General features: G+C 28.0%; 18 protein-coding genes and 1 CRISPR repeat array. Of the genes, 4 read left to right on the forward strand and 14 right to left on the reverse strand.

From position 1 onward, the window contains the following. Window positions 1-157 precede the first annotated feature (157 nt). Window positions 158-5037: direct repeats of the CRISPR family, unit length 30 nt; unit sequence ATTTAAATACATCTCATGTTAAGGTTCAAG. A 179-nt stretch (window positions 5038-5216) separates the two neighbouring features. The 10 genes from cas2 to KPL37_RS16185 all read right to left on the reverse strand — a co-directional run bounded on the left by cas2 (window position 5217) and on the right by KPL37_RS16185 (window position 16341). Beyond that, window positions 5217-5504 carry a CRISPR-associated endonuclease Cas2 gene (cas2, locus tag KPL37_RS16140; protein WP_216151030.1) on the reverse strand — a complete coding sequence of 96 codons (288 nt, stop codon included), beginning with the start codon at window positions 5502-5504 and terminating at the stop codon, window positions 5217-5219. A gap of 1 nt (window position 5505) precedes the next feature. Further along, the gene (gene cas1b / locus KPL37_RS16145; protein WP_216151031.1) at window positions 5506-6483 is read right to left on the reverse strand and encodes a type I-B CRISPR-associated endonuclease Cas1b; all 978 of its coding nucleotides are present in this window, start codon (window positions 6481-6483) and stop codon (window positions 5506-5508) included. A gap of 112 nt (window positions 6484-6595) precedes the next feature. Continuing rightward, the gene (cas4, locus tag KPL37_RS16150) at window positions 6596-7090 is read right to left on the reverse strand and encodes a CRISPR-associated protein Cas4 (protein ID WP_216151032.1); all 495 of its coding nucleotides are present in this window, start codon (window positions 7088-7090) and stop codon (window positions 6596-6598) included. Between the two features lie 10 nt (window positions 7091-7100). Continuing rightward, the gene (gene cas3 / locus KPL37_RS16155; RefSeq protein ID WP_216151033.1) at window positions 7101-9701 is read right to left on the reverse strand and encodes a CRISPR-associated helicase Cas3'; all 2601 of its coding nucleotides are present in this window, start codon (window positions 9699-9701) and stop codon (window positions 7101-7103) included. 9 nt (window positions 9702-9710) lie between these two features. Beyond that, entirely contained in the window at window positions 9711-10454 is a 744-nt protein-coding gene (cas5b, locus tag KPL37_RS16160) for a type I-B CRISPR-associated protein Cas5b (protein WP_216151034.1), read from the reverse strand. Window positions 10455-10457: 3 nt separating this feature from the next. Further along, window positions 10458-11435 (reverse strand): type I CRISPR-associated protein Cas7, encoded by a 978-nt coding sequence (locus tag KPL37_RS16165; protein ID WP_216151035.1) that lies wholly within the window; start codon window positions 11433-11435, stop codon window positions 10458-10460. Then, window positions 11425-13158: a CRISPR-associated protein Cse4 gene (locus KPL37_RS16170; RefSeq protein ID WP_246578337.1), complete on the reverse strand. Its 1734-nt coding sequence runs from the start codon at window positions 13156-13158 to the stop codon at window positions 11425-11427. Before KPL37_RS16170 ends, KPL37_RS16165 begins: the two co-directional genes overlap by 11 nt. Before the next feature lie 12 nt (window positions 13159-13170). Beyond that, window positions 13171-13863, reverse strand: coding sequence for a CRISPR-associated endoribonuclease Cas6 (cas6, locus tag KPL37_RS16175; RefSeq protein WP_216151036.1), 693 nt, complete (start codon window positions 13861-13863; stop codon window positions 13171-13173). A gap of 1085 nt (window positions 13864-14948) precedes the next feature. Beyond that, window positions 14949-15149, reverse strand: a complete 201-nt coding sequence (locus KPL37_RS16180; RefSeq protein WP_216151038.1) for a hypothetical protein — start codon at window positions 15147-15149, stop codon at window positions 14949-14951. A gap of 43 nt (window positions 15150-15192) precedes the next feature. Further along, entirely contained in the window at window positions 15193-16341 is a 1149-nt protein-coding gene (locus tag KPL37_RS16185; protein ID WP_425514045.1) for an HNH endonuclease domain-containing protein, read from the reverse strand. 466 nt (window positions 16342-16807) lie between these two features. On the opposite strand from KPL37_RS16185, the gene KPL37_RS16190 reads away from it, so the two are divergent. Beyond that, a complete protein-coding gene (locus KPL37_RS16190; protein ID WP_216151042.1) occupies window positions 16808-17119 on the forward strand; it encodes a nucleoside triphosphate pyrophosphohydrolase in 312 nt (103 codons plus the stop codon). 456 nt (window positions 17120-17575) lie between these two features. Here KPL37_RS16190 and KPL37_RS16195 read toward each other — a convergent pair whose 3' ends face one another. From KPL37_RS16195 to KPL37_RS16210, 4 genes are all read right to left on the reverse strand, one after another. Then, window positions 17576-17722 (reverse strand): hypothetical protein, encoded by a 147-nt coding sequence (locus KPL37_RS16195; RefSeq protein WP_216151043.1) that lies wholly within the window; start codon window positions 17720-17722, stop codon window positions 17576-17578. A gap of 252 nt (window positions 17723-17974) precedes the next feature. Further along, window positions 17975-18304 (reverse strand): rubredoxin-like domain-containing protein, encoded by a 330-nt coding sequence (locus KPL37_RS16200; protein WP_216151045.1) that lies wholly within the window; start codon window positions 18302-18304, stop codon window positions 17975-17977. Between the two features lie 328 nt (window positions 18305-18632). Beyond that, the gene (locus KPL37_RS16205; protein ID WP_343216295.1) at window positions 18633-19385 is read right to left on the reverse strand and encodes a nuclease-related domain-containing protein; all 753 of its coding nucleotides are present in this window, start codon (window positions 19383-19385) and stop codon (window positions 18633-18635) included. Between the two features lie 63 nt (window positions 19386-19448). Further along, a complete protein-coding gene (locus tag KPL37_RS16210) occupies window positions 19449-20912 on the reverse strand; it encodes an MFS transporter (RefSeq protein ID WP_216151048.1) in 1464 nt (487 codons plus the stop codon). Between the two features lie 450 nt (window positions 20913-21362). Between KPL37_RS16210 and KPL37_RS16215 the strand changes: the two genes are divergently transcribed. The 3 genes from KPL37_RS16215 (at window position 21363) to KPL37_RS16225 (ending at window position 23278) form a co-directional block, all read left to right on the forward strand. Further along, a complete protein-coding gene (locus tag KPL37_RS16215; RefSeq protein ID WP_216151050.1) occupies window positions 21363-21719 on the forward strand; it encodes a hypothetical protein in 357 nt (118 codons plus the stop codon). Window positions 21720-21825: 106 nt separating this feature from the next. Continuing rightward, entirely contained in the window at window positions 21826-21993 is a 168-nt protein-coding gene (locus KPL37_RS16220) for a hypothetical protein (protein ID WP_216151051.1), read from the forward strand. A gap of 931 nt (window positions 21994-22924) precedes the next feature. Next, complete coding sequence (locus KPL37_RS16225; RefSeq protein WP_216151052.1) at window positions 22925-23278, forward strand: hypothetical protein; 354 nt, start codon at window positions 22925-22927, stop codon at window positions 23276-23278. Window positions 23279-23409 lie beyond the last annotated feature (131 nt).

Here is a 23409-nt window from a genome sequence, read left to right on the forward strand (position 1 = left end):
TAACAAAACTAATGTTTCATTCCTTTTAGATATATTTTCACTTTTCAAAGTACAATTTAAATCTTAAAATTTTCAATCTAGTTTTTTCATAGGTTAGTTAACACTATCGTTAAGGTTCAAGAACTTATATTGCTAGTTTGGAGAATTATTCAATATGATTTAAATACATCTCATGTTAAGGTTCAAGGGTAACTATGAACGTAATGACCGTATACCCAATATATTTAAATACATCTCATGTTAAGGTTCAAGCATCCCCACTGCCATTGTTCCTTCAGGCTGGCTTACATTTAAATACATCTCATGTTAAGGTTCAAGGCCAATACTTGAAAGATTATTGTGAAAGAATACACCATTTAAATACATCTCATGTTAAGGTTCAAGACTCCACTTTAGACCATATTTCCCTTACTTTTTCAAATTTAAATACATCTCATGTTAAGGTTCAAGTTCGTAGTAATAGCTGAAACTTTAGTAGCTACTTTATTTAAATACATCTCATGTTAAGGTTCAAGTTTATATTGTACTTAGTTAGTTCCAAACTCTTTTCGATTTAAATACATCTCATGTTAAGGTTCAAGGTGGATCACTACCATTACCAAATCCAACAACGTCTATTTAAATACATCTCATGTTAAGGTTCAAGGTAGTTTAAGAAAAGCATTTAAAAATATTGCAATAGCATTTAAATACATCTCATGTTAAGGTTCAAGATGGTTTAATATGATGTACCAACTCCACTTGTCTTATTTAAATACATCTCATGTTAAGGTTCAAGTACAACATTGTTATACCCTGCTTCTATACAAACTAAATTTAAATACATCTCATGTTAAGGTTCAAGTACATCCATTTGTATATCAAATCTAGCCATTATATATTTAAATACATCTCATGTTAAGGTTCAAGCTATATGTGTAGCATTAATCATGTCTTCCAACCGTATTTAAATACATCTCATGTTAAGGTTCAAGGTAGACATTGTCTTAGGTAATAGTTTTTCTCCGCCATTTAAATACATCTCATGTTAAGGTTCAAGTTGAATTTTCTGTACCAATGTATCCTCTGCCAAAAAATTTAAATACATCTCATGTTAAGGTTCAAGTCAATACTTTGGAGTTACCATTGAGTACCTATGTGGATTTAAATACATCTCATGTTAAGGTTCAAGCAACATGAATCGTATGGAGGAGGGGATCAGTCTTGCATTTAAATACATCTCATGTTAAGGTTCAAGCTAATGGATTCAAGATAAAGATTACTGGAAGCGCATTTAAATACATCTCATGTTAAGGTTCAAGATACACATAGATAGTAATGAATTGAATGGAACGATATTTAAATACATCTCATGTTAAGGTTCAAGTAAAATATATAAGGATGAAACTTTATCAGCTATAATATTTAAATACATCTCATGTTAAGGTTCAAGAAGGCATTAGATGCATTTACTCTATACCCCAAACTTATTTAAATACATCTCATGTTAAGGTTCAAGGTAAACAAATATCGGATAAAGAAGTCGTAGTTTTTAATTTAAATACATCTCATGTTAAGGTTCAAGACATGTAGTTTTTTTAAAAGTGTAACAGTGTAACAAATTTAAATACATCTCATGTTAAGGTTCAAGTATTCTTTTTTTTATTATTAAAGTATGATTAAAGTAATTTAAATACATCTCATGTTAAGGTTCAAGAAATATTTACTAACTGGTATACTAAAATCTTTACTTTATTTAAATACATCTCATGTTAAGGTTCAAGCAGCAACAGGCGGTAAAAATACGGTCATTTACGAATTTAAATACATCTCATGTTAAGGTTCAAGCTGGAACAATACTACGAACGCTGGCGTGTTCTACTATTTAAATACATCTCATGTTAAGGTTCAAGCTAGAATTCGCGGACCGAATAGAAGACCGAAAGTAATTTAAATACATCTCATGTTAAGGTTCAAGAATTTGCATATTGCTCATTGCCTATTACATTACCTATTTAAATACATCTCATGTTAAGGTTCAAGAACAAGCGGACCTAATGTTTCAGGCCATAAATGCAAATTTAAATACATCTCATGTTAAGGTTCAAGTCTTCTAGTGCTAGATAAAAAACCTGTGGTGGATGCATTTAAATACATCTCATGTTAAGGTTCAAGTGATATTCTTTGGTAGTTACTGCTAAAGATAATTGATTTAAATACATCTCATGTTAAGGTTCAAGGGTAAATGACCATATTCGTGAGGTCACGCAAATGGATTTAAATACATCTCATGTTAAGGTTCAAGAAAGATATGTCTGAAAGATTACCTTTAATAGATGCATTTAAATACATCTCATGTTAAGGTTCAAGTAGAAGGCGGTGCGGTTATATATGTACGCTGCACATTTAAATACATCTCATGTTAAGGTTCAAGCAGCAGCTAAGAAGTTAGAAGCCAGGTACCAGCTTAATTTAAATACATCTCATGTTAAGGTTCAAGCGGGAACTGGTAAAGCAGAAGCTAAGCCTAGACACATTTAAATACATCTCATGTTAAGGTTCAAGACATTTAGAAAAACAGTTAAAAGCAACTGTAGAAAAATTTAAATACATCTCATGTTAAGGTTCAAGTTGGTTCAAGTTGTAAAAAGTGCGGTGAATTTATTAATTTAAATACATCTCATGTTAAGGTTCAAGTTAATTGCTTTATTAAAGATAGTTTTACTTTCTCATTTAAATACATCTCATGTTAAGGTTCAAGCATCAATCGTTCCGCAAAGTGCTAATTCTACACTTATTTAAATACATCTCATGTTAAGGTTCAAGCTTCTATATATGCAAAAACCAAATTTTTTAAGTCATTTAAATACATCTCATGTTAAGGTTCAAGTAGACACAGATAAGCCTGTGATACTTACAGAGGGCAATTTAAATACATCTCATGTTAAGGTTCAAGTTAAAATAACTATTTACAGCACTAAAAAACAAAATTATTTAAATACATCTCATGTTAAGGTTCAAGAAATACAAAATTGACAGATAAGTCAACTGGTAAGTCATTTAAATACATCTCATGTTAAGGTTCAAGATAGCTTTCTTTCCTTGTCCTCTAGTGCTTTCTTTATTTAAATACATCTCATGTTAAGGTTCAAGTATAAGAATTGATGGAATGTATGGTCGTAGAGATATATTTAAATACATCTCATGTTAAGGTTCAAGGGAAAGAATATAGGTAATAGACTAGCAACTATTAGATTTAAATACATCTCATGTTAAGGTTCAAGCTATTACAGGCACCGTAGGGGCATTGATTACTACAGGATTTAAATACATCTCATGTTAAGGTTCAAGCAAATATTTGTGTAATTAACGGATGTAATTTGTTAATTTAAATACATCTCATGTTAAGGTTCAAGACTAATCCCTTAAATATACAAGGGTTTGCATTTAAATTTAAATACATCTCATGTTAAGGTTCAAGTTTTAAATTGTGAGCAGTAAAGGATTCCTTGACAACATTTAAATACATCTCATGTTAAGGTTCAAGCTTTCAATTTTCTTTCTTCTCTTTTATAATTTTTCATTTAAATACATCTCATGTTAAGGTTCAAGCTGCCGAAGCAATTGCTTTCCATAATGTACTAGAAGCATTTAAATACATCTCATGTTAAGGTTCAAGGTCTATTTCTAAACCTAGGCACTTTTCTTCTAACTCATTTAAATACATCTCATGTTAAGGTTCAAGGTGAACATACATTAGATGAATTAGAGAATGTTATAAAATTTAAATACATCTCATGTTAAGGTTCAAGAAAAGTTTTGGATATATTTTATATTCAATCTTTTTTCATTTAAATACATCTCATGTTAAGGTTCAAGGGTGCTAGTTCTGGACAACTTAACGGTTGGATTAATTTAAATACATCTCATGTTAAGGTTCAAGTAACTATAGAAGGTGCAAGTGATATAATGGCTGTCGGATTTAAATACATCTCATGTTAAGGTTCAAGAAGAAAGAGTTGCCGAAGCTTTAAGGTTAGAAACATTTAAATACATCTCATGTTAAGGTTCAAGATGAACTCAACATAGCACTTAATGAATTTATTAGTAATTTAAATACATCTCATGTTAAGGTTCAAGTCTAAAAATTCACGAACTAACTTACTTATTTGATTGCATTTAAATACATCTCATGTTAAGGTTCAAGGCAGACGTTTTAAGCAACAATAAAGATTTAAGTACATTTAAATACATCTCATGTTAAGGTTCAAGGCTTAGCGCGAAAGACAAGGACACTAAAACAGATATATTTAAATACATCTCATGTTAAGGTTCAAGTCATAACCATCAGCTGTTGCAGTTAAATTTGTTAATTTAAATACATCTCATGTTAAGGTTCAAGGTTGGAGTAACATTACATACTGTATGTCCTAATTTTATTTAAATACATCTCATGTTAAGGTTCAAGCATCACTTGTTATCACTTGATCACCTCCTTAACGTAATTTAAATACATCTCATGTTAAGGTTCAAGTTAATACAGCTTACTGTTTACCCTATTTTTATTAATTTAAATACATCTCATGTTAAGGTTCAAGAAATTGTTATTGGTTCAATAGCAGGCTTAATAATATTTAAATACATCTCATGTTAAGGTTCAAGGTTATTGCTAATGCTGCTAAACCTAATGCAAACTTGATTTAAATACATCTCATGTTAAGGTTCAAGAACTATTTATTAAGAGGTGATATAAATGTTAATTGCATTTAAATACATCTCATGTTAAGGTTCAAGGTTGGAGTAACATTACATACTGTATGTCCTAATTTTATTTAAATACATCTCATGTTAAGGTTCAAGCTCTTACGAGTGCCTTAAGTCTACAACTACTTGCAATATTTAAATACATCTCATGTTAAGGTTCAAGTAAGTTTTTACTTTTGAGTCCATTAATATAACCTATTTAAATACATCTCATGTTAAGGTTCAAGTTAAAGCCTGTTCTATAGTTATAGTCTCGTCAGAAATATTTAAATACATCTCATGTTAAGGTTCAAGTAAGACAAACAGGTAGTTTTTAAAGCTAGAAACCCTTCTTATTCCATGTATAGCTGATTTTCATTGTTTTTTACCAACCTATTAAGTTATCTTTATATAATTCAGGATAATATGTGGAAATCCCTTTATTTTCAATAGCATTCGTCTTTTTAATTTTAAATGAGGTTGGTAAAAACTCATTATAAAATTAAAGCTTCACTGTTTTCAATATTTACCCCTATTGTTTCTTCTCCAAAGCTTTTTTCGTTCATCATTTTTATAATACTAATGAAATCTTCTTTCTCATTAATTACTTTTTTTAAATCAGACCTTAATTTTATTAAATTAGCCGGTGTAATAGTACCTCTAAAAATAGATTTTTGATGATGCTTAAAATATTTCTTACAAACCTTAAACACTTTATTTACCCGTTTTTCTTTTATATCATAAAAAACAAAAACATAATTATAATTTATATTTTTTGCCATACTACCTCATCTCCTTAAGACTAAAAGGCTTAAATTCTTTGCCCTCCAAGCAAAATTTAATCAATTTATAACCATCTAGTTTTATTGCGGTTTCATAGCTTACTTTGCGTTTCAATATTGGATGATCAAACACAGCACTAAATCTTTCTTCTATAGCTTCAATAAAAATCTTCTTACCTGCTTCATTTAATAAACAGTAATTTAATTTTTTATCAAAATGTTTAGAAACTTGAATCCTTCTATTATTAACTAATTCAAATATGCATTTATAAACTATTACAGGCTTAAATACTTCTGCAAGGTCTAGGCTAAGCGAGAATCTTCTCTCACTTGGCTCATGTAAAAAACTAATAGTTTGATTTAAATGAGTATTGTATATTTGAGATACAGTCTTAGTATACAAAATTGAATTACCAAAAGAAATCAAAGCATTTATTGGGTTATCGGGTGGCCTTTTTACTCTTTTATTCATTATAAAATCTTCTGGAAGAAAATATTTAAAACTTTCGTAAAACCTCATCCAGATTTGACCCTCGATAAATAAAATCTGTTTTATATCTAAGTCTTTGCTTAAAAATTTTGGCACTTCTTTTTTTATCCAGTCTAAAGTCCCTTTAAGCTCTTTCTTATCATGTTTGTAATAATGATATAAAACTTCATATATGTTATCCCCTATCCCCTGAACAAAAGCCTTAGCTATTTTTATTCTATCTTCTAGGTATGCCTTAGCTTGTTTTACAGTTAAGTTCCCGCTGACTAATTGTTCCTTTGGATAAAAGCTACCACTATAATTACCATAATAATTAAATATGTGAAGAGTAATTCCAGCTCTTGCTATAAAATCTAAAAACTTTGTATTCATACTTATTTCATTTAAACAATATAATTCTTTTGTAGATTCAATCGGTATATAATTATTACCTTTTTCATTTTTAAACATTATAGAATTATCTTTCCTGCTAAGAGCCCCCATGGACATAATATATCTAGTATATTTACTCGTAGTAACCCCTCCCTCTCAATATTAAATAATCATCTTCACAGATGCTCATCTTATGCTAAGATGCAATATTAACGTCTTTAAGATCTAACTAAATAAAGCAATATTCATAAAAAGCACACTTCTTACATTTGGGCTTAAATTCTGGCTGTGGAGGTTTATCCATTGTGACAAAGTCTTCAATTTCTTTAATTAGAATCTCTAGCTGCTGCTCATATTCTTTGGTTAGTTCTACTAAAACAATTTTCTTATCTTGTTTGTTTTTTTCTAGATATTCTATTTTGCCAATCTTTTCAACGCCTTTATCCTTTAAGATTTTAAGATAAAGTAATGTTTGCCACTTAGTAGCCACTGTATCTGCATCAGATTTTTTCATTTCCACTAAATATTCTTCAGTTATCTTATCTATTCTCACATTATCAATAGCTATTTCCGTATTTTTCTTACCTTCATTTTTTAATTGATGAAGAATTTTTCCGATCCTAACATCCTCACTATTATCCTCTAAGTTAATCCTATTACCTAGTAGCCAGCATTGGCGTTTGCAATGAAAATAATAATTAATTAAGGTACCTGTAATCTTCATATTTCACCTCTTACCATCCTATAATTTCTGCTTTTTCATTTTCATTAAATAGTCCCCTATCAAATTTACCATCAGTAAAATATTTTTCACCATCTTGTATGTAATAAATATTACCCAGAATATCATTATAGGAAACAGTCATTCTATTTACCGCATAAGTAAAATAATCTAATTTTGCTAAGATTCTTGAAAGCCTTACCCTCTTTTCTCCATACTCTAAATCTGTATTTTGCAAAATATCCTTATATTCATCCCACACTTCTGATCCAATTATTACAAGTCCACTATCATCTTCAATTTTCTTATTAAAGAAAACTCTATATACTTTATCATCATCATCAATTAATTTCATTCGTTTTGTTATCTCTCTATACTCAAGCTTCGCCACTATATTTTTCCTGAAATCTTTTATATTTTTAGAGTCTTTTCTTAGTTTATCACTATCTAAATTTTCCATAACGATTTCATAGAATTTTTCAAAATCCTTTAGTTTTAAAATTTTTCTCATAGCTATTGTACTCAAAGTAATTTCTTTATCTTTTCTACGATCTCCCTTATAAACAGAGCTTACATCATCCAGGTTGAAGAAATAAACTAAAGAACCTTTCTTTTTACATGAACGATTAATTCGTCCTAAAAACTGTTCCTCAGCATCCAAAATAGATATATCTTTAAATCCTATGTCCATATCGATGTCTACACCAGCTTCTATTACTTGGGTTGCCACAAGTATAATATTTTTCTCAGTTTTTACAGTGTTTATAATCTTATTTCTGTCTATTTTATTATCATCACCAGTTATTAACATTATCTTCTTACCTAAGGATTTAAGTTCTTCAATTTCATTTAAATTCTTAAAGAAATCTAAAGCGGTTTTTTTCTTTATAAACTCAATTAATATATTTTCACCTTCAACTTGCGTGCATTCCACCACTTTATTTATAAGTACTCCCCTTGGGTCATCTTCTTCATCTAATAATGAGAAATCCAAACTAACCCTATCTTTAAATAATGGATCTGAAAAATATTTTTCTCTATTTTCAATTAAATTCACAAATTTTGTTTCAGCACCTACAAGTTTTTCAAGCTTTGGAAGGGTTGCTGACATTATGATTAGCTTGATGTTCAAAAGCTTACAGTAGCCTTTTAAAAATATTATTATTTCTTTCCAAATACTATTTTTATAGCTTTGTATTTCATCAAGTATTACAACACTATTTGCTATGTGTGTTATAGGGAAAACCTCTTCCCTACTGTTTCCAAAAAGGTAATTAAAAAAATTTACGTGGCTAGTTAATACTATAGGGTAATGTAAAAATTGCCTATCGAGAATGGCTTTATTATAATCAATTTTATGCTTAAGACCTTTGATTTTTATTTGACCATTATCTTCTTCAATATCATCCACCTGAATGGGGGTTACTGAATTAATTACAGCAATTTGTCTTTTTATTTCTTCATTATTCTCAAATATATCATCTAAAGAATTTTTAGTTTGCTCAATTAATGTATTAAATGGAAAAACATAAAAAATCTTATTCAAATTTTTGTTATTTTCTAAAAGTTTAAAAGCTAGATTTATTGAGGTATTTGTTTTTCCACTACCCGTTGGTGCCTCTAAATAGAATATATTCTCCTCTTTATGCTGTATAAGTGCTTCCTCTGAATCTATAAATAGCTGAGTCCTTATCTCGTTTATATCACCTTTAGAAAAAGGGTTTTTAGTTTTTCCATTTAAATAATCCTTATAGACTTCAGTGCTTTTGTATATATCCCTGTCTTTATAAATATTATAATATTTTTCTATGTTATCAATAGTACCAAAGCTTTGCGTACCCTTACCACTTTGATAATGGGAAGTAGAATAGAAATCTCCTGAAACTAAAAGGGAAAAGACTAATTTTGTATAAATATATACATCAATAGATTTCCAGGACTCTTCATCCTCAAAACTAACAATTGTATCTTCTAAACATTCCATATAATCAGTTATATTATCAGGAGTTATACTCAATTTACCTTTATAATCTTTATATATTTTTACATTTTCTATTTTTCTATAATTCTTAAATCCATCAATGAATTTATCTTTAAAGCCTGCAAAATTGTCTAAGATTCCGTGATGTTTAGATATTAAATAACTATTTAGAAGTAAAAAGGTTAAGAGAATGGGTTTGTCACCATTCTCTTTTATATCAATAAACTTTTTAAAATAGTAATCAAAATATATACATGCAGATAACATTGAATGTTTAGAATCAAAATTAGGAAAATCTTTATATTTTTTATTTTTCATTTTTCTAGTTTGAAAATTGCAATTTACTTTTCCAATATCATGCATATATATTGTGTTGCACAAAAGTTCTTTCCAAAATGCCTTACCCTCATTACTTAAATCCGTAAGTAATTTTTTTTCTATATTCATAAATACATTGTCCAAGTTTTTCTCCTTACATATATTCAAAAAATATTTGTATGCCAGGTTCATATGATCAACTAATTTTTCTTTGTGTTCATCTTTAGTGTGTTCATCTTTCATATGAGCGAAAATATTATCTAAATTACTTACTTCCTCTTTAATATTAAATAATTTTATATTATCAAAATACATGTATATCACCTAAAAGAAAAATAATATTTTTTCAGATTCAGCAAATACCTTACAACTTTCTTTGGGCTTAACTTTCATATTTGTGAAAATAAATGGAACTGTTATATATTGATTTTGATTACCTTCAAGTGCTATTGGCAAGCGTTCCTCATATTTCCACATATCCTCATGCTGAAAACCTGAATCAAAAATTTTTTTCTCCTCCTTTTTAAATTCAAAATGCTCCCTAATAAATAAACTGTTTACCTTTTCAAAGCTAGTAGTTTCTTTAATATCCACGAGCACTGCCTCTGTAATATTCGCATAATGATCATTTTTACCGAGGTATGGCATATATTGAAAACTATTTTCTAAAAAGCTATGAGTTATTTTATCCATGTTTGGGTTATTATCAATTAATATATATATATCCCATTTAGGTTTTTCAAGCCATTGTTCTTTAACTATAAGATTTCCACCCTGTTCTTGTGATGCATATCCCACAGAATTATTAAATACTTGGACCCTTTTAGGAATATATCCCCTTTCATTTTTAGGCGCAATCGCGATATTTAAATTATTTAATTCACTATAAAACTGTGGAAATTCTTTTCCTTCTTGAAAATTATAACCTGCAAGTCCAATTGCAGCTCCTACAAGCCCTAGAATGGCTACCTTGTGAATATTCCCATAGGTAAAATATAAGTAGGTATTTACATCAGGCTTTTTAAAAAAAGCCGTCTCTCCAGACAAAGTAAATTTTAAAGCCTTCATTTTCTATACCTCTTCTCTTGTAAATATATTAAAGTATTTAGCTTTGTTTATATTCCCTTCTAATTTTGTTTTATAAGAGTTATAGTAAATTTCAATATTTAGTATTCTATAAGATAGCTTATTTAAAAGTTGTTCAAATTTCAGAGTAATAATATCCTGTCCATTAACCTTAGTAAAATCAATGTATTGAGCTAAGTCTGGTAAATATAAGTCCTTCTGCGTTTCCACAAAAATAGCAAATTCATTTTCACAACCTAGTTTTGCATTTGTATTAAAGGCAGTGGCAGAAACAAGAGCTACTTCTTTGAATTTTTTATAGTCCTCTTCTGTGTACCCTTGTGTTTCGCCCATTTCTATATAGTTTTTATATGCAATAGGATTTATTACGAAAGGATAGAAATAATGTGCTTCGCTACTTACTATTTTTGTTCCTAGTGTTGTTGAACTCGCTTCTTGTATTTCTGTACTACCATCTTCATTAATCACTTTTTTACCATTACTTTTTACCTTACCATCTCTAAATGGTGAAAGTATTTGCTGTTCTTCAACTGTTGTATCTTCATATTTGTTAAATCCTTGACCTATTTGAACTGCTCCAGTAATAGAAATATTTTTTCCTGGTTCTGCAAATGTTGCTCCAAAATTCTTTACATCTATGGCATTAAATAAATTTGAAGTAACTTTTTTAGAATCCTTTTCATCCTTTAAATCTTTTACTTCAAAAAGTTCTTCATATCTTTCCTTTAAAGATTTGGGATTCATTTTAATTCCCTCTTTTTTATCTTCCTCAACTTTTAAAGACTTTATATAAAGAACCTTTTCACCATTATTCTCCCACATTTTTTTCATAGGATACTTTAACGCTTTATCGCTACCAAATATCTCTCCTGTTGATATTGACTTAGGTTGACCGCTAAAATCTGCGTTCCAGTTTGCCATTATTGATTTTATTCCTATAACACCATATACTCTATTCTCCATCTTTATTCTCCTCCTCTTTTTTACTCTCATAAATTAAACTACTATATAGATACCCTGCAACTAACATATTATCATTAACTTTGCTTTCAGCCTGATAGCCAAGTACCATGGCACTAAAATTATTAAATCTTTTGCTCTCTTTCTGAATATCATAATTATATTTTCTAAATAGCATTTGCAATTGCGCTTTTAATTTTTCGTCAGTTTTGCAATTTAAAAGTGGATTGATAAGAGAATGCATTTTTTTGCCTGATTTACTTTTAGATAATAAGTAACTTGAAATTTGCCCTACTGCAAAGTAATATTCATTGTCATTTTCAATTTTATCAGTTTGTTTATTATTTATCTTTTCTCTTAAACTACTAGCAAGTCCATTTAAAATATCCGCCATTTTTTCTCCTCCTATTAAATAATTTAAAATCGCACATCTAAGATTAAATTGTTCCTTCGCTTTTATCATATAATCATTACATATTGTGTTTTTAATAAGTTCCATTGAAGTTTTATCAAATATTTGTTTTATTATTGTAGTATCTCCCTTATAAAACCAGTTAAAAAAAGCGCCTCTTGATTTTATAAGATTTTCTTTAATCCTAAAGTCATTTAATTTTATGTCTTTAGGATCTGAAAAGTAGTTGTTAGTTAAAAATTTATTGAAATAAATATTACTAATTAGCATTTTAAGCGTGCTAATTTCTTTGATTTCTCTATAGTTATCACTAAGTGAGCCCTTGAATTTTATATAATCTATAGGGATAATTGTGTCAATAAATAAGCCTTTTAGTTTATTATCTAATCCAACAATTGTATCAAAATCAAGGACTTCAAGTTCCTTACCTTTGTTTATTCTTAAAAAATATCCTGAGAATTTTTTATCCAAATTCTGATCATTAGATAAAGAATTAATTTCACCATTACCAATATAAATATTGTTTTTTTGTTCACATACTTTATTATATAAAAAATCAAAGAATTTTTTTTGTAACATTACTTCTTCTAATGAGATTAAGTAGGGTGTTGAATTTTTTCTTGTCTTATTATCCAAGTATGGTTTTTTGGAATTCAAGCCCATATTATCATTGGGCAATCCATATGTTGTATTATTCATTCCTATATTATATTGGGTATTATTGTAAATATTAGGTATTACATATTTTTCACTTTCTCTTTTGTATTGAGCAATATCACATTCTAAAAATATTTTTAAGTAATTTTTACCATTCTTTACTTTCTTCAATTCTAAAATTGAAGAAATATTAGTTTTAATCCATAATTTTTGTTTTTCTAATAAATCATTATCTACCTTTCCGTACTTATCCTCTGCTAATTCATACATTCTTTTTTTCTTTTTATCTTTGTATTTTATTCTTGGATCTTTTAGTATTTCATAATAATTATCTATGATATCCTCAGTCAACTTTCCATTAGTTATATTTTCTTTCTTTATAAAAAAGCTCAAAAAATTATTGCTATGTATAACTTTTTTTTGATCTATAGGTTTATCAATAGAAACTAGTTTAGAGAAATAATTCATTTCAGCGAAATCATAGTATCTGCCTGTTTTATCAGAGCTTCTTTTATCAACCTCTAATATTTCTATAATCTCCCCATTTTTATCAACTAAGACATAACTTCCTTCTCCTAAAACATAACTGTCCGTTATGAGTTTTTCTCCTTCTTTACTATATATCTTTTCAAAGACCTCTAGACAGTCTTTTAGCATCAGTTTCACCTCCTATAACCATTTATAATTTACATAACCATATCCACGTCCATTCATTTCTAACAAGCCTGTCCCAAGAGCAAAATAAGCTAACTCTTGTGCTAATTTGTTTTCAGAAACATTTAAGGTTAATTTATCTCCAAGCATTTTTATGTTTTTATAGTTTGTTGATATTGGCTTTTTGTTTTCAAATTTCATAAAAGTAAATAAGTCAAATTCTTCATTAATTTTTTGATTTGTAAAATCATTATATTTCTTTATTAAATTTTCTTTTAACCTTTTTTCAAACGACTCTAAGCTTTCATTTGTTCTCCAATATCCATTTTCGAACTTTGCAACAACTGACGTAATTGAATAAATTCTTTCAATATATTTTTTAGGAACAGTTTTTATTTCTACTGATAAAGCTTTTAACATATCACTACTTTCATTATCTAAGAACTTTTTAAAATGATTTACTATTTTTTCATCAACAGTTCGTAAAGTTATTGTATATATTTTACCAGCTAGGTAGACTTTGTTTTTTTCTAGTGGGTAAAAGGAAGAGAATGTGTAATTTTTATATTGGTTAATACTATGAAATTTTAGGAAATCTTTTTCCTTAGCTAAGCAGCTGTCTATAATTCTACTTATTTCGACTTGGCTTTCTTCCATTTTAATATTTTTTTTGATGTAAACTTTTAATGCTAATTGCCATACCTTCATTTTTTCACCTCAATTCTATTTATTTTCAAACATATTATAATATTTTCTCTTGGTTTTAATGTAAAACGTACTATTTATTTACATGTTTTTTCTGTATACTGTAAATATAGACTTAATATTACACTTTGTCAATAATTTTATTTGCTAGTAAATTAATTAACAATGATATTCATATTTTTAAACAAATAAAAATACCATGCTGCAAGTCAATTAATTAACAAATTTAAATACATCATATGTTAAGGTTCATTATAACTGCTGCATTAGTATTTTTATATAAATAATATAAGTTAAATCCATGTATAAGTCAAATCAGGCTAACTTTTTATATAATTAATCAGCCTAATATTGCATATATAATTTTAGAATACAGTAAAATAAATATTCTAATTCAATACTCTTCTATATGTTTTTCACCATTTTTTCTTAAATCAGAGCTAAAATTGAGTATAAATTTATAAGTTTGTATTATTGATTCTTTTTCTTGAAAACCTAGCAATCACCTTATAAATGCAATGTAAATCAATCATCGCTGAAGCATTTAAAGTGTAGTCAAAAACAAATGTTATTGTGTACACCTATATGTTGTCATTTTTTAATTATAAAATATTAAATCAGTAATTAAAGCTCAAATAGCATTAAACATGTCTGGACTTAAGTGCATCAGATTTATTTACTAAGATATTAAACAATAAAAATTAACTGAATAGATTCCAAAATGCCATATTTTTCATAATTGAATTTTACGGTATTTTTACGTCGTATTCCAATAAATTTTCGAAGTAATTAGACTTTTTAGCCTATGCTCTATTTAAACATCTTCTGCCCATGTACTTACTCATGATTTAAGAATTGTATCATGAAACTATTATTGAATGGTCTTACACATTATCTTATGGTTCCACTGCGTTTGCCGCCTGTTCCAAGTTGCTTAATACTATAGCTTTATGATACCCTGATTTTTCAACAGATACTGAAAAGAATATTTCAAAGTAAGGTTTTATTTTTTATTATGTAATATTTTATAGCCATTATTATATTTAACCTTAGTACAATATAAATATATTTTACTACTCAGGTGCACTCTAAATATTAATTCCTTCATTTTTCTTATCAGTCGCCATATTAGATTCGAAGCTCTGAAAACATAAATAGTCTGTTTTTATATTTTCTTTTCCTATCTTGCTAATAAAACTATCTGTGTGTGAATAATAACTTTCATCTTTTATATCTCTATCCACAACTCCTCTAATAGAAACACCACTTGATGCTCTACTTCTTAGCATTTTAAAATATCAAAATAGGTTGTTTATGTCAATTATGATTCCTCTAAATAACCTTATTAAGCACTTGAAATCCTTGATTTAATGCAATTTGATACAATGGAGAAATGCATTGTTTAATATTTTTACTAAAGCTTTCCTGCGTACTATGTTTAAAGTATTCATATGGATTCTCTAGATTTAGCACGTCCACATATTCTTCAAGACTGTGCTTTATTTTCTTTTCACAAATATAGGAAAATGCTTTATATTGAGTACTACAAAAATTATCTATGTAATTATCATATAAGAGCAATTTATCACTTTTCTTACTATTAACATTTTTAAAGGTTGGCACGAGATTCCACATTTGATCATGTAGAACAAAACTCCAGGGAATGAAATGATCTATACTAAGAACACCATGCTCCTCAAATGCAGCTTTGCTGAATTCAGCGCCAGTATATATATCTTTTAATTTATTAACACTGATTATTTGTTTCCACAAATCTGTTGCTTCTTTAAGCATCCTTCTCTTTGGTGCCTCAAGTTTAAAAACAATAGCCGGTACATTAGGGTTCCTCTTTTGCAAAAAACATACAAGCTTATAGTAAATCCATGCTTTAATTACTCTGTAATTTTCCTTCAAATAAGTTATCCAACAGTCGTTAATTACTATTTTGTCCTTCTCACCTTTGATTATTTTGTACAAGCAAGTTTCACTATCTTGTGATAAATCCACAATTAAGGGATTTTTAAACTCAGCAACTTTAAAAAAGGGAGATAACAATCTATAGGGTACATTATAAGTAAGTTCCTTCATCATTTTATTCAATTCTTTATCTTCACTTTTATATAAAAAGTTCAATAGTTCTTTTTCATTGCAATTGACTGGGAACTCATTCCTCATTGCTACATAACCAATAGGTTTTTTCAAATTATCAGAAAAGCCAAAATTTAATTTGAATTGTTGTTGTGGGTACCAAGCAGATACTATCATCCTAGCAATAAGCTTTTTAAACTCAATCTCTGTATTTCCAATGCTAACTTCCTCTAATATTCCAAGCAACCAATACATTTTATAGCTAGCTACCATCTTGTCATCGTCCAAAAGCCTAGAGAAAATCTTTGAATCTATCAAGTTATTAATTGGCAAACATCCAACTATTTCCTTAATGTTTATTAGGTCAATAGATGCATCTTTCTCGCTTTTTATAAAATTCTTTAAGCCTGTCATCTTTTTCACATCCTATTAAAAACAAATTAACTATTTGTAAAATCTTTATCCCATATCCTTACTTTGTATCAATAATTAACTTATGATTTCTTTCTTAAACACCTTACCAGAATTGCCTTTTAGCCTTATAAATCAACGCCTAATGTAATCTCAATATCTCCATTATGCTTTTTAGCTTCTAATACCATTAGTAATTATAATAAAATCAATTTGAGCAACATAATCATGATTTATTATAGCAAAAGTAAATGCAATTTGTTTTTTAACTTTCATCAAAACTACTCTATCACATTAGCATTGCTAAATTAAGAGAATAATGTCATATTTAAAATTTAAAATGCCTTCTAATTCTATTAAATGAATAAAACATAGTTCTCTCTCTCCATTAATCTTATCAGCACCTATGCTATAATAAAGCAATAAACAATACCCCTAGGAGGCTCCCATGAAAACATACAACAAACTAGTTAGAGATAAAATCCCTGAAATTATAAAAGTTTCTGGTAAACCCTTTGATATCCACTATGCTAAAAAAGAAGAAGTTTTCCCCTTACTTGAACGTAAATTAAACGAGGAAGTTTCCGAATATCTAGAAGCTAAAAATCTAGAAGAACTTGCTGATGTTATGGAAGTTTTATTTGGACTTGCAAATGCTCTTGGATATTCTGAGGAAGATCTAATTAACAAAAGAAACGAAAAAAAAGCAGAAAGAGGCGGCTTTGAAAAAGGCATAGTACTTGAAAAGGTTTATGAATAAATGAAACCCTCCATAGTTTTTCTCTATAAAGGGTTTTGTCATCGTATTTATTTTTCTAACTTCTCAAGTCTTTCCTTATAAAATCTTCTAGTCCTATAATCAATAATATCTTTAAAATGAGCTCTAAATTCTGGATTTTTTATAAATTTAACTAAATCATTATTCAAACAAAAGTTAACATTTACATCCTTATAGAATGCTAAGAGTAAAGGCATTTTATAAGTCTTAGTCATGGTCGTTTTCTCAATAGTATTTAGAAATTCATAAGCTTTAGCATTTAATAACAGTTTTTCTTCTGTTGAAAGCTCATTTATCTTATTTAGAAAACCTAAATAATCATTAAATAACTAATTCTCCTCTAGATCTTATTACATTATAGAGATCATCCTCCATGTAAGTATACATTTGAACTCTACTAGGTCTAGTTTTCAAATCGTACTTAATTCTATTAAAATCCTACACTTTTAGATCAAATATATTCTTTTGCTCTATCATCATCTTCTTAAATATTGTTTTAGGTATATAATCTTTATGAAATAATTTTAAGAATTGTTGGATTTGATTTTCTTTAAAATAATGTTGTCTCTTATTAATTATAATCAATATTATTTCCTCCTCTAATTACAATAACAATTATCTGGTAATTGTATCATAATTAAGGAGACTTTTTATTGGCTTGTTAACCTATTTTATTAACTATTTTAGTTTAGATATGTTTCAAGGGATTCCTGATTAGAAATCCCTTGTATTGTTTTCTATTTTTAAACTTTTTTATTTTATTTTTTTACTAACTATTCCCAAGGTTTAGGCACCTTACATAATTTTGCTTTGAAGCAGAAAAACTATCCTGCTATTTTACCATTTACCTAAACTCATATGTCCTGCAAGTTCAGCCTTTGATCTTTGTTTTATAGTCCAAGCTTCATCTTTTGCTTGTGTAAAAGCTGCTAAACATTTAGGATCAAGATTATCTTCTATTCCTTCTTGACTAAGGAATGCTATTTTTTCAGCTAACGCAATGATTTCCATATGAATATCATTTGATTTATCTGAACGATAAATTTTTTCAGCTGCTTCGCTGCTCAATTCTTCAAATTTACTTGCATCTACACCACATTTAGGACATTTTTCTAAAGTACCCTCACTTACATAACCACAAACTGTACATTTAAATAATTTTTTCATATTTATTCCTCCCTTTATGTATCTATATATATTTTATTATAACTAAGTAGAAATTAGTACTTTTTTAATTAAATTCTGTTACTTTGTTTATAAGTAAACAATAACATAGCAATCGATATTTGTAAAGAATTGTTTGCAGTTAATAATAAATATTATACAAGCAAGATAAATAATTACTTAAATTAGCAAAACAAATTGATCTTATTTAAATCGATTGTTAGTATTAATATTGATTTCATCCTAGCAATAAGCTTTTCATATAATCCTTTAAGTTTGTCATCTTTTTCACATCCTATTAAAAACAAATTAACTATTTATAAAATTTTTATTATTCCCCTCTATTTATTATTTCTAATATTCCATCACCATATTTTTCAAGCTTCTTTATTCTAAATCCCTTAACTTGTTGAAGTACTTTTTCAACTTGCTTAATAAGCTTTTCAGTATTACATACTTGTTCATTTCCCACAAAATCTTCTTTAGTTAATGAGTATTTATCCTTATTATTCATTATTATTGGTTTATTATTTTTAACAAGGAAATCTGATATTTGGTACATGTATTTTTCAAGCATGTTTTTTGTATTCTTATCATTCCCAAGTTCCTTTTTTAACAGATTTGTGATTTGGTCATATTTATATATATTATCTTGAATATTCTTTGGAGCCTTATTCTTATTAATAATTGTTTTGGGATTTGCAAGTATAACCACAGATTTTATTGGCAAAGTTTTTATAATACCTTCCTTTAACAACATTTCTCTTAATATATTAACATGACGTTCATTCTGAGATATTGGACTATACATTCCTTCCTTCTTAAACACCTTACCAGAATTGCTTTTTAGGCTTCTTATAAAATCACCGCCTGATGTAATCTCAATATCTCCATTAAGCTTTTTAGCTTCTAATACCATTAGAAATTTATTAGTGATTATAATAAAATCAATTTGAGCAACATAATCATGATATTCAATTCGAATATCATGTAAACATAACATTGGTATAAATGAGTTCTTAAGTTCATAATACACATTTTGCTCACCTACTAATCCTTGTTTTAATAAAACGATAAAGTCTATGAATAAATGAAACCCCTCATAGAATTTTTCTCTATGAAGGGCCTTATCCTTATATTTATTTTTTTAGCTTCTCAAGTCCTTCCTTATAAAATCTCCTAGATTAGTTTTATTTTTTCTACTATTATAATATCTTATTCCTGTTATTACAGCACCTATTGCAGATAATATACCTGCAAACAAATATACATACCTCATTCCATACATAAATACATCAGCTCTACCATTCACATAATCTATAACTCTATATCCTATTTTATGGCTCATCCTATTATATAATAATAAGGTTGACAGTGTAGTACCTGAAACCAAGCCTACATTCCTTACTAATGCATTTATACTTCCTGCTATACCAAGCTTGTCTTTTGATACTGTTGACATAATCAATGAAGTATTAGGTGACTGGAACATTCCATTTCCAATAGTCATTATTACTATAAAAAACATAAGAAAGACCAATGATGATTTTATATTTAATGTAGCTATTAGTAAGAAACCTAAACTGGTAAATATAAGTCCATATAATGTAAGAATTAAAGAACCAATCTTATCCGATAAATATCCACTAAATGGTGCTACTACTGCCAAAACAATTGGTGATACCATCATAAGTAGCCCCGTTACTGCTGGTGAAAGGTTTTTCGCATATTGAAAATAAAAGGGTAATATAATATTTGATGCACTTATTGCTACAAATGCTATAAAAGCACATATTATACTTATTGAAAACAAACTATTTTTAAATATATTTAAATCAAGTAGTGGAAGTTTTAATTTTTTCTCCACAAATATAAATAGAATAAATGTAATTATTGAAACAATAAACGCTTCAATAATTATAGGATTATTATATCCTGTTATTTGTCCCTGTCCAATAGCTGCAAATAATGCTATCATAGATATTGCAAACAATATTGCACCCTTTCCATCCATTTTTTCATTCTTTGCTTCACCTGATTTAGGAAATATTTTAATAGTCATTATAAATACTATAATACCTATTGGTACATTTATTAAAAAAATATATTTAAAGCTTACAGCTGAAACAATTATTCCCCCAAGTGGTGGACCTATCATTGCCCCTAATGCAACAAAAGTTCCTATAACACCAAGTGCCCTTCCTCTCTCATTTGGAGGGAATACATGAGTTATAATTCCTTGACTAGTAGCCATAGTTGCGGATGCTCCTATTCCCTGTATAACTCTTGCTATTACTAATATGGTAAGGGAATCAGTAAACCCACATAATAATGAACCAACGGTAAACAAAAGAAGTCCATATTTAAATACTTTGGTCTTACCTATAATATCCCCTAATCTACCAAATATTAAAATTGTTGCAACTATAGTTATAAGAAAACTGGTAACCACCCATTCTATTTCTCCCATACTAACATTCATTTTTTGTGACATAACTGGCAACGCCACGTTAACAATACTTCCATCCAAAGTTGACATAAATACTGCTAGTACTACATTAATTAAAATAAGCCATCTATTTTTTAATACTCTACTTTCTGTCTCGCTCAACACTATTCATCCTTTCAACACATTCATCCGTATATTTTTTTCTGTTTTTTAAAACTCGTTCTAAAAGTTCTATAGATTACCCTATTTTCTCTTCACTTGTTCCTTCAACTAAAATTTCAATCCATATTCACATTATTTCATCACTTTTCCATTAATATAATATCATCATTTAGTTGATTAGTCAACCATTTATAGTTAAAGATCCTCATTAACTATTTTGAAAAATTATGATTCTTTTTATAAAACGGTTACCCAATATCATAGATTGTATTAAATAATATTTTTTTAAAATTGAAATTGAGTATGATCCATATTCTAATCCTAATGCGTTTATTCCAAGCCAACCATAAATCTTTAATAAGATAATAAAATGAGATTACCCTGATATAAGGCAATAGTAGTATAATTAATATATAGTTTTTTATGTCTTAATTCAATTGAGGTGATAAAATGATACCCAAATATATAAACGTAGCATGTATTACAAAAGAAAATAGAAATAATATGATTGATTACGCCGTTAGCTGTATCAATAGCGGTTCAGGATGGGTTATGAATCATACTATGTTTTCAAATGCAGCCATATGTATTAATTTTGAAATAGAAGCTAAGGATGTAAGTAAATTATTAAAACGACTTAATACTAATGGATTTAGTCTGATTAAGGAAAGCATTGAACTAGCAGAAAATTTCCCCCACAATATTGAAGAAAAATATAGAAAAAAAGAAATAATTGGAGCAATAAATATTACTTTTGTCCATAACGATCCAGATTTAATAATTAAAGCGCCTGCTGTTCCAGGATAATAATATTTACATAGATATTAATAAATGGACAACTTGTGGCATAAAATTAATAAAATATGTTTTAGTTTATGAAAACCAGTTATAGATAATGGAAGAGGTGGAGAGCGTGATAAAAAAGATTGTTTTAGTAATAGTATCAGTAGGAGTTGGTTCGTTCGTAGCTGACGTATTAGAAAAGACAGAGATAAATGTTTGGCTTGCTAGGGGCACTGGTTGTCTGGTTACTGTGATTATAGCGTTGCTTTTGTACTATTTATTGATAAAAAAATCTTAAAGATATCCTTTTTCTAAAGTATTAAAGATTTTAGGCTTTTTCCATACTGATGAATAACGCCTAAGCTCATCATCAATAATTATTAAATGATTTAAATTTAATTAGATTTCATAGCATTTTTAACTTAAATTTAACGACATTTCAGAAGGAAAGTCCCCCACTTCTACAAGCAAGCGTTACATATCCTAGCAAATAAGAAACTTCAGTGGAATTATAAATCTCCTTCTGAAGTCGTTAATGATTCAGCTCCACAGGAGATGATTTAACTCACTACACCTCAGTGATTTCAGTTGGTTATTAGCAATTAATATTATTTGCTTAATTAAATTCTTATTAGATTTTTATAAGATTTTACAAGATTCTAATCTAGATATTAACAACAATATAATTAAATAACTCCTATTAATTCTATATTAATAAACTCTTTTGTTACGCGAATATATGTTCGTATTCTGGTAACAATATTATTATAATATATATTATTTCAGGCAAAAATTTGTTATACTTAGGAGGATTAACATGAGTCTAAACACATTATCGCAGCTATATTTCTATTAGACTAAGATATAAATTTCATAGATTTTTGGAAAATATTGAACAATATAGTAATTAATTTTAACGACATTTCAGAAGGCAAGTCTCCCACTTCTATAAGTGTGGGTTACCTACCCTAATAAATAGAAAACTTCAGTTTGAATATAAATCTCCTTCTGAAGTCGTTAATGCATCTTCTTCAAAGCTGTTGCAGCGACCCAGGAGATGATTTAACAACCTAACTTCTGAGGGTAAATTATTATTAAAAGGATAGATTAAGAATACAACTAATAACAATAAAATATATAATATGGATGAGTTAATAGAAAATAACTGATCTAAAAAAAGATATTCAATTGCAATTTAGAATGATATAATATAAAAATGAGGTGCTAATATGAGTGATGATAAAATGTTTGAATTTATGACCAAAATGTATTCAGAAATGCAAGAAGGTTTTAAAGACATAAAAAATAATGATAAAATCCACACTGAACGATTTGATAAGCTTGAAAATAGACTTGATAGCCTTGAAAATGAGGTTAAAAAAATAGGTGTAACGATAGATGGAAAACTTATTCCTACAGGTGTTGCTCTTTTGGATGGATATAAAGATAATACTGAACATATCACGATTATTGATGATAAAATTGACAGGTTACAAATTGATGTAAATAGTATAAGTATGAAAGTATTATATAATGATAGTAGAATTATAGAAATATCTAAAAGCCTTAGAAAAGTTGAATAATAATAATAACACCCTCTGGTAATAATGTGTACCCTTTGTCAAGGACAATCTAAAAAAAAGTCTACGCTGATTTAAGAAGATGATTTCTGTATTGAACAGGAGTCATCTTTTTTAAACCCCATTGATATCTA

Origin of the sequence: Clostridium frigoris (genome assembly GCF_018861865.1) — a bacterium.
Classification (GTDB): Bacteria; Bacillota; Clostridia; order Clostridiales; family Clostridiaceae; genus Clostridium_AD; species Clostridium_AD frigoris.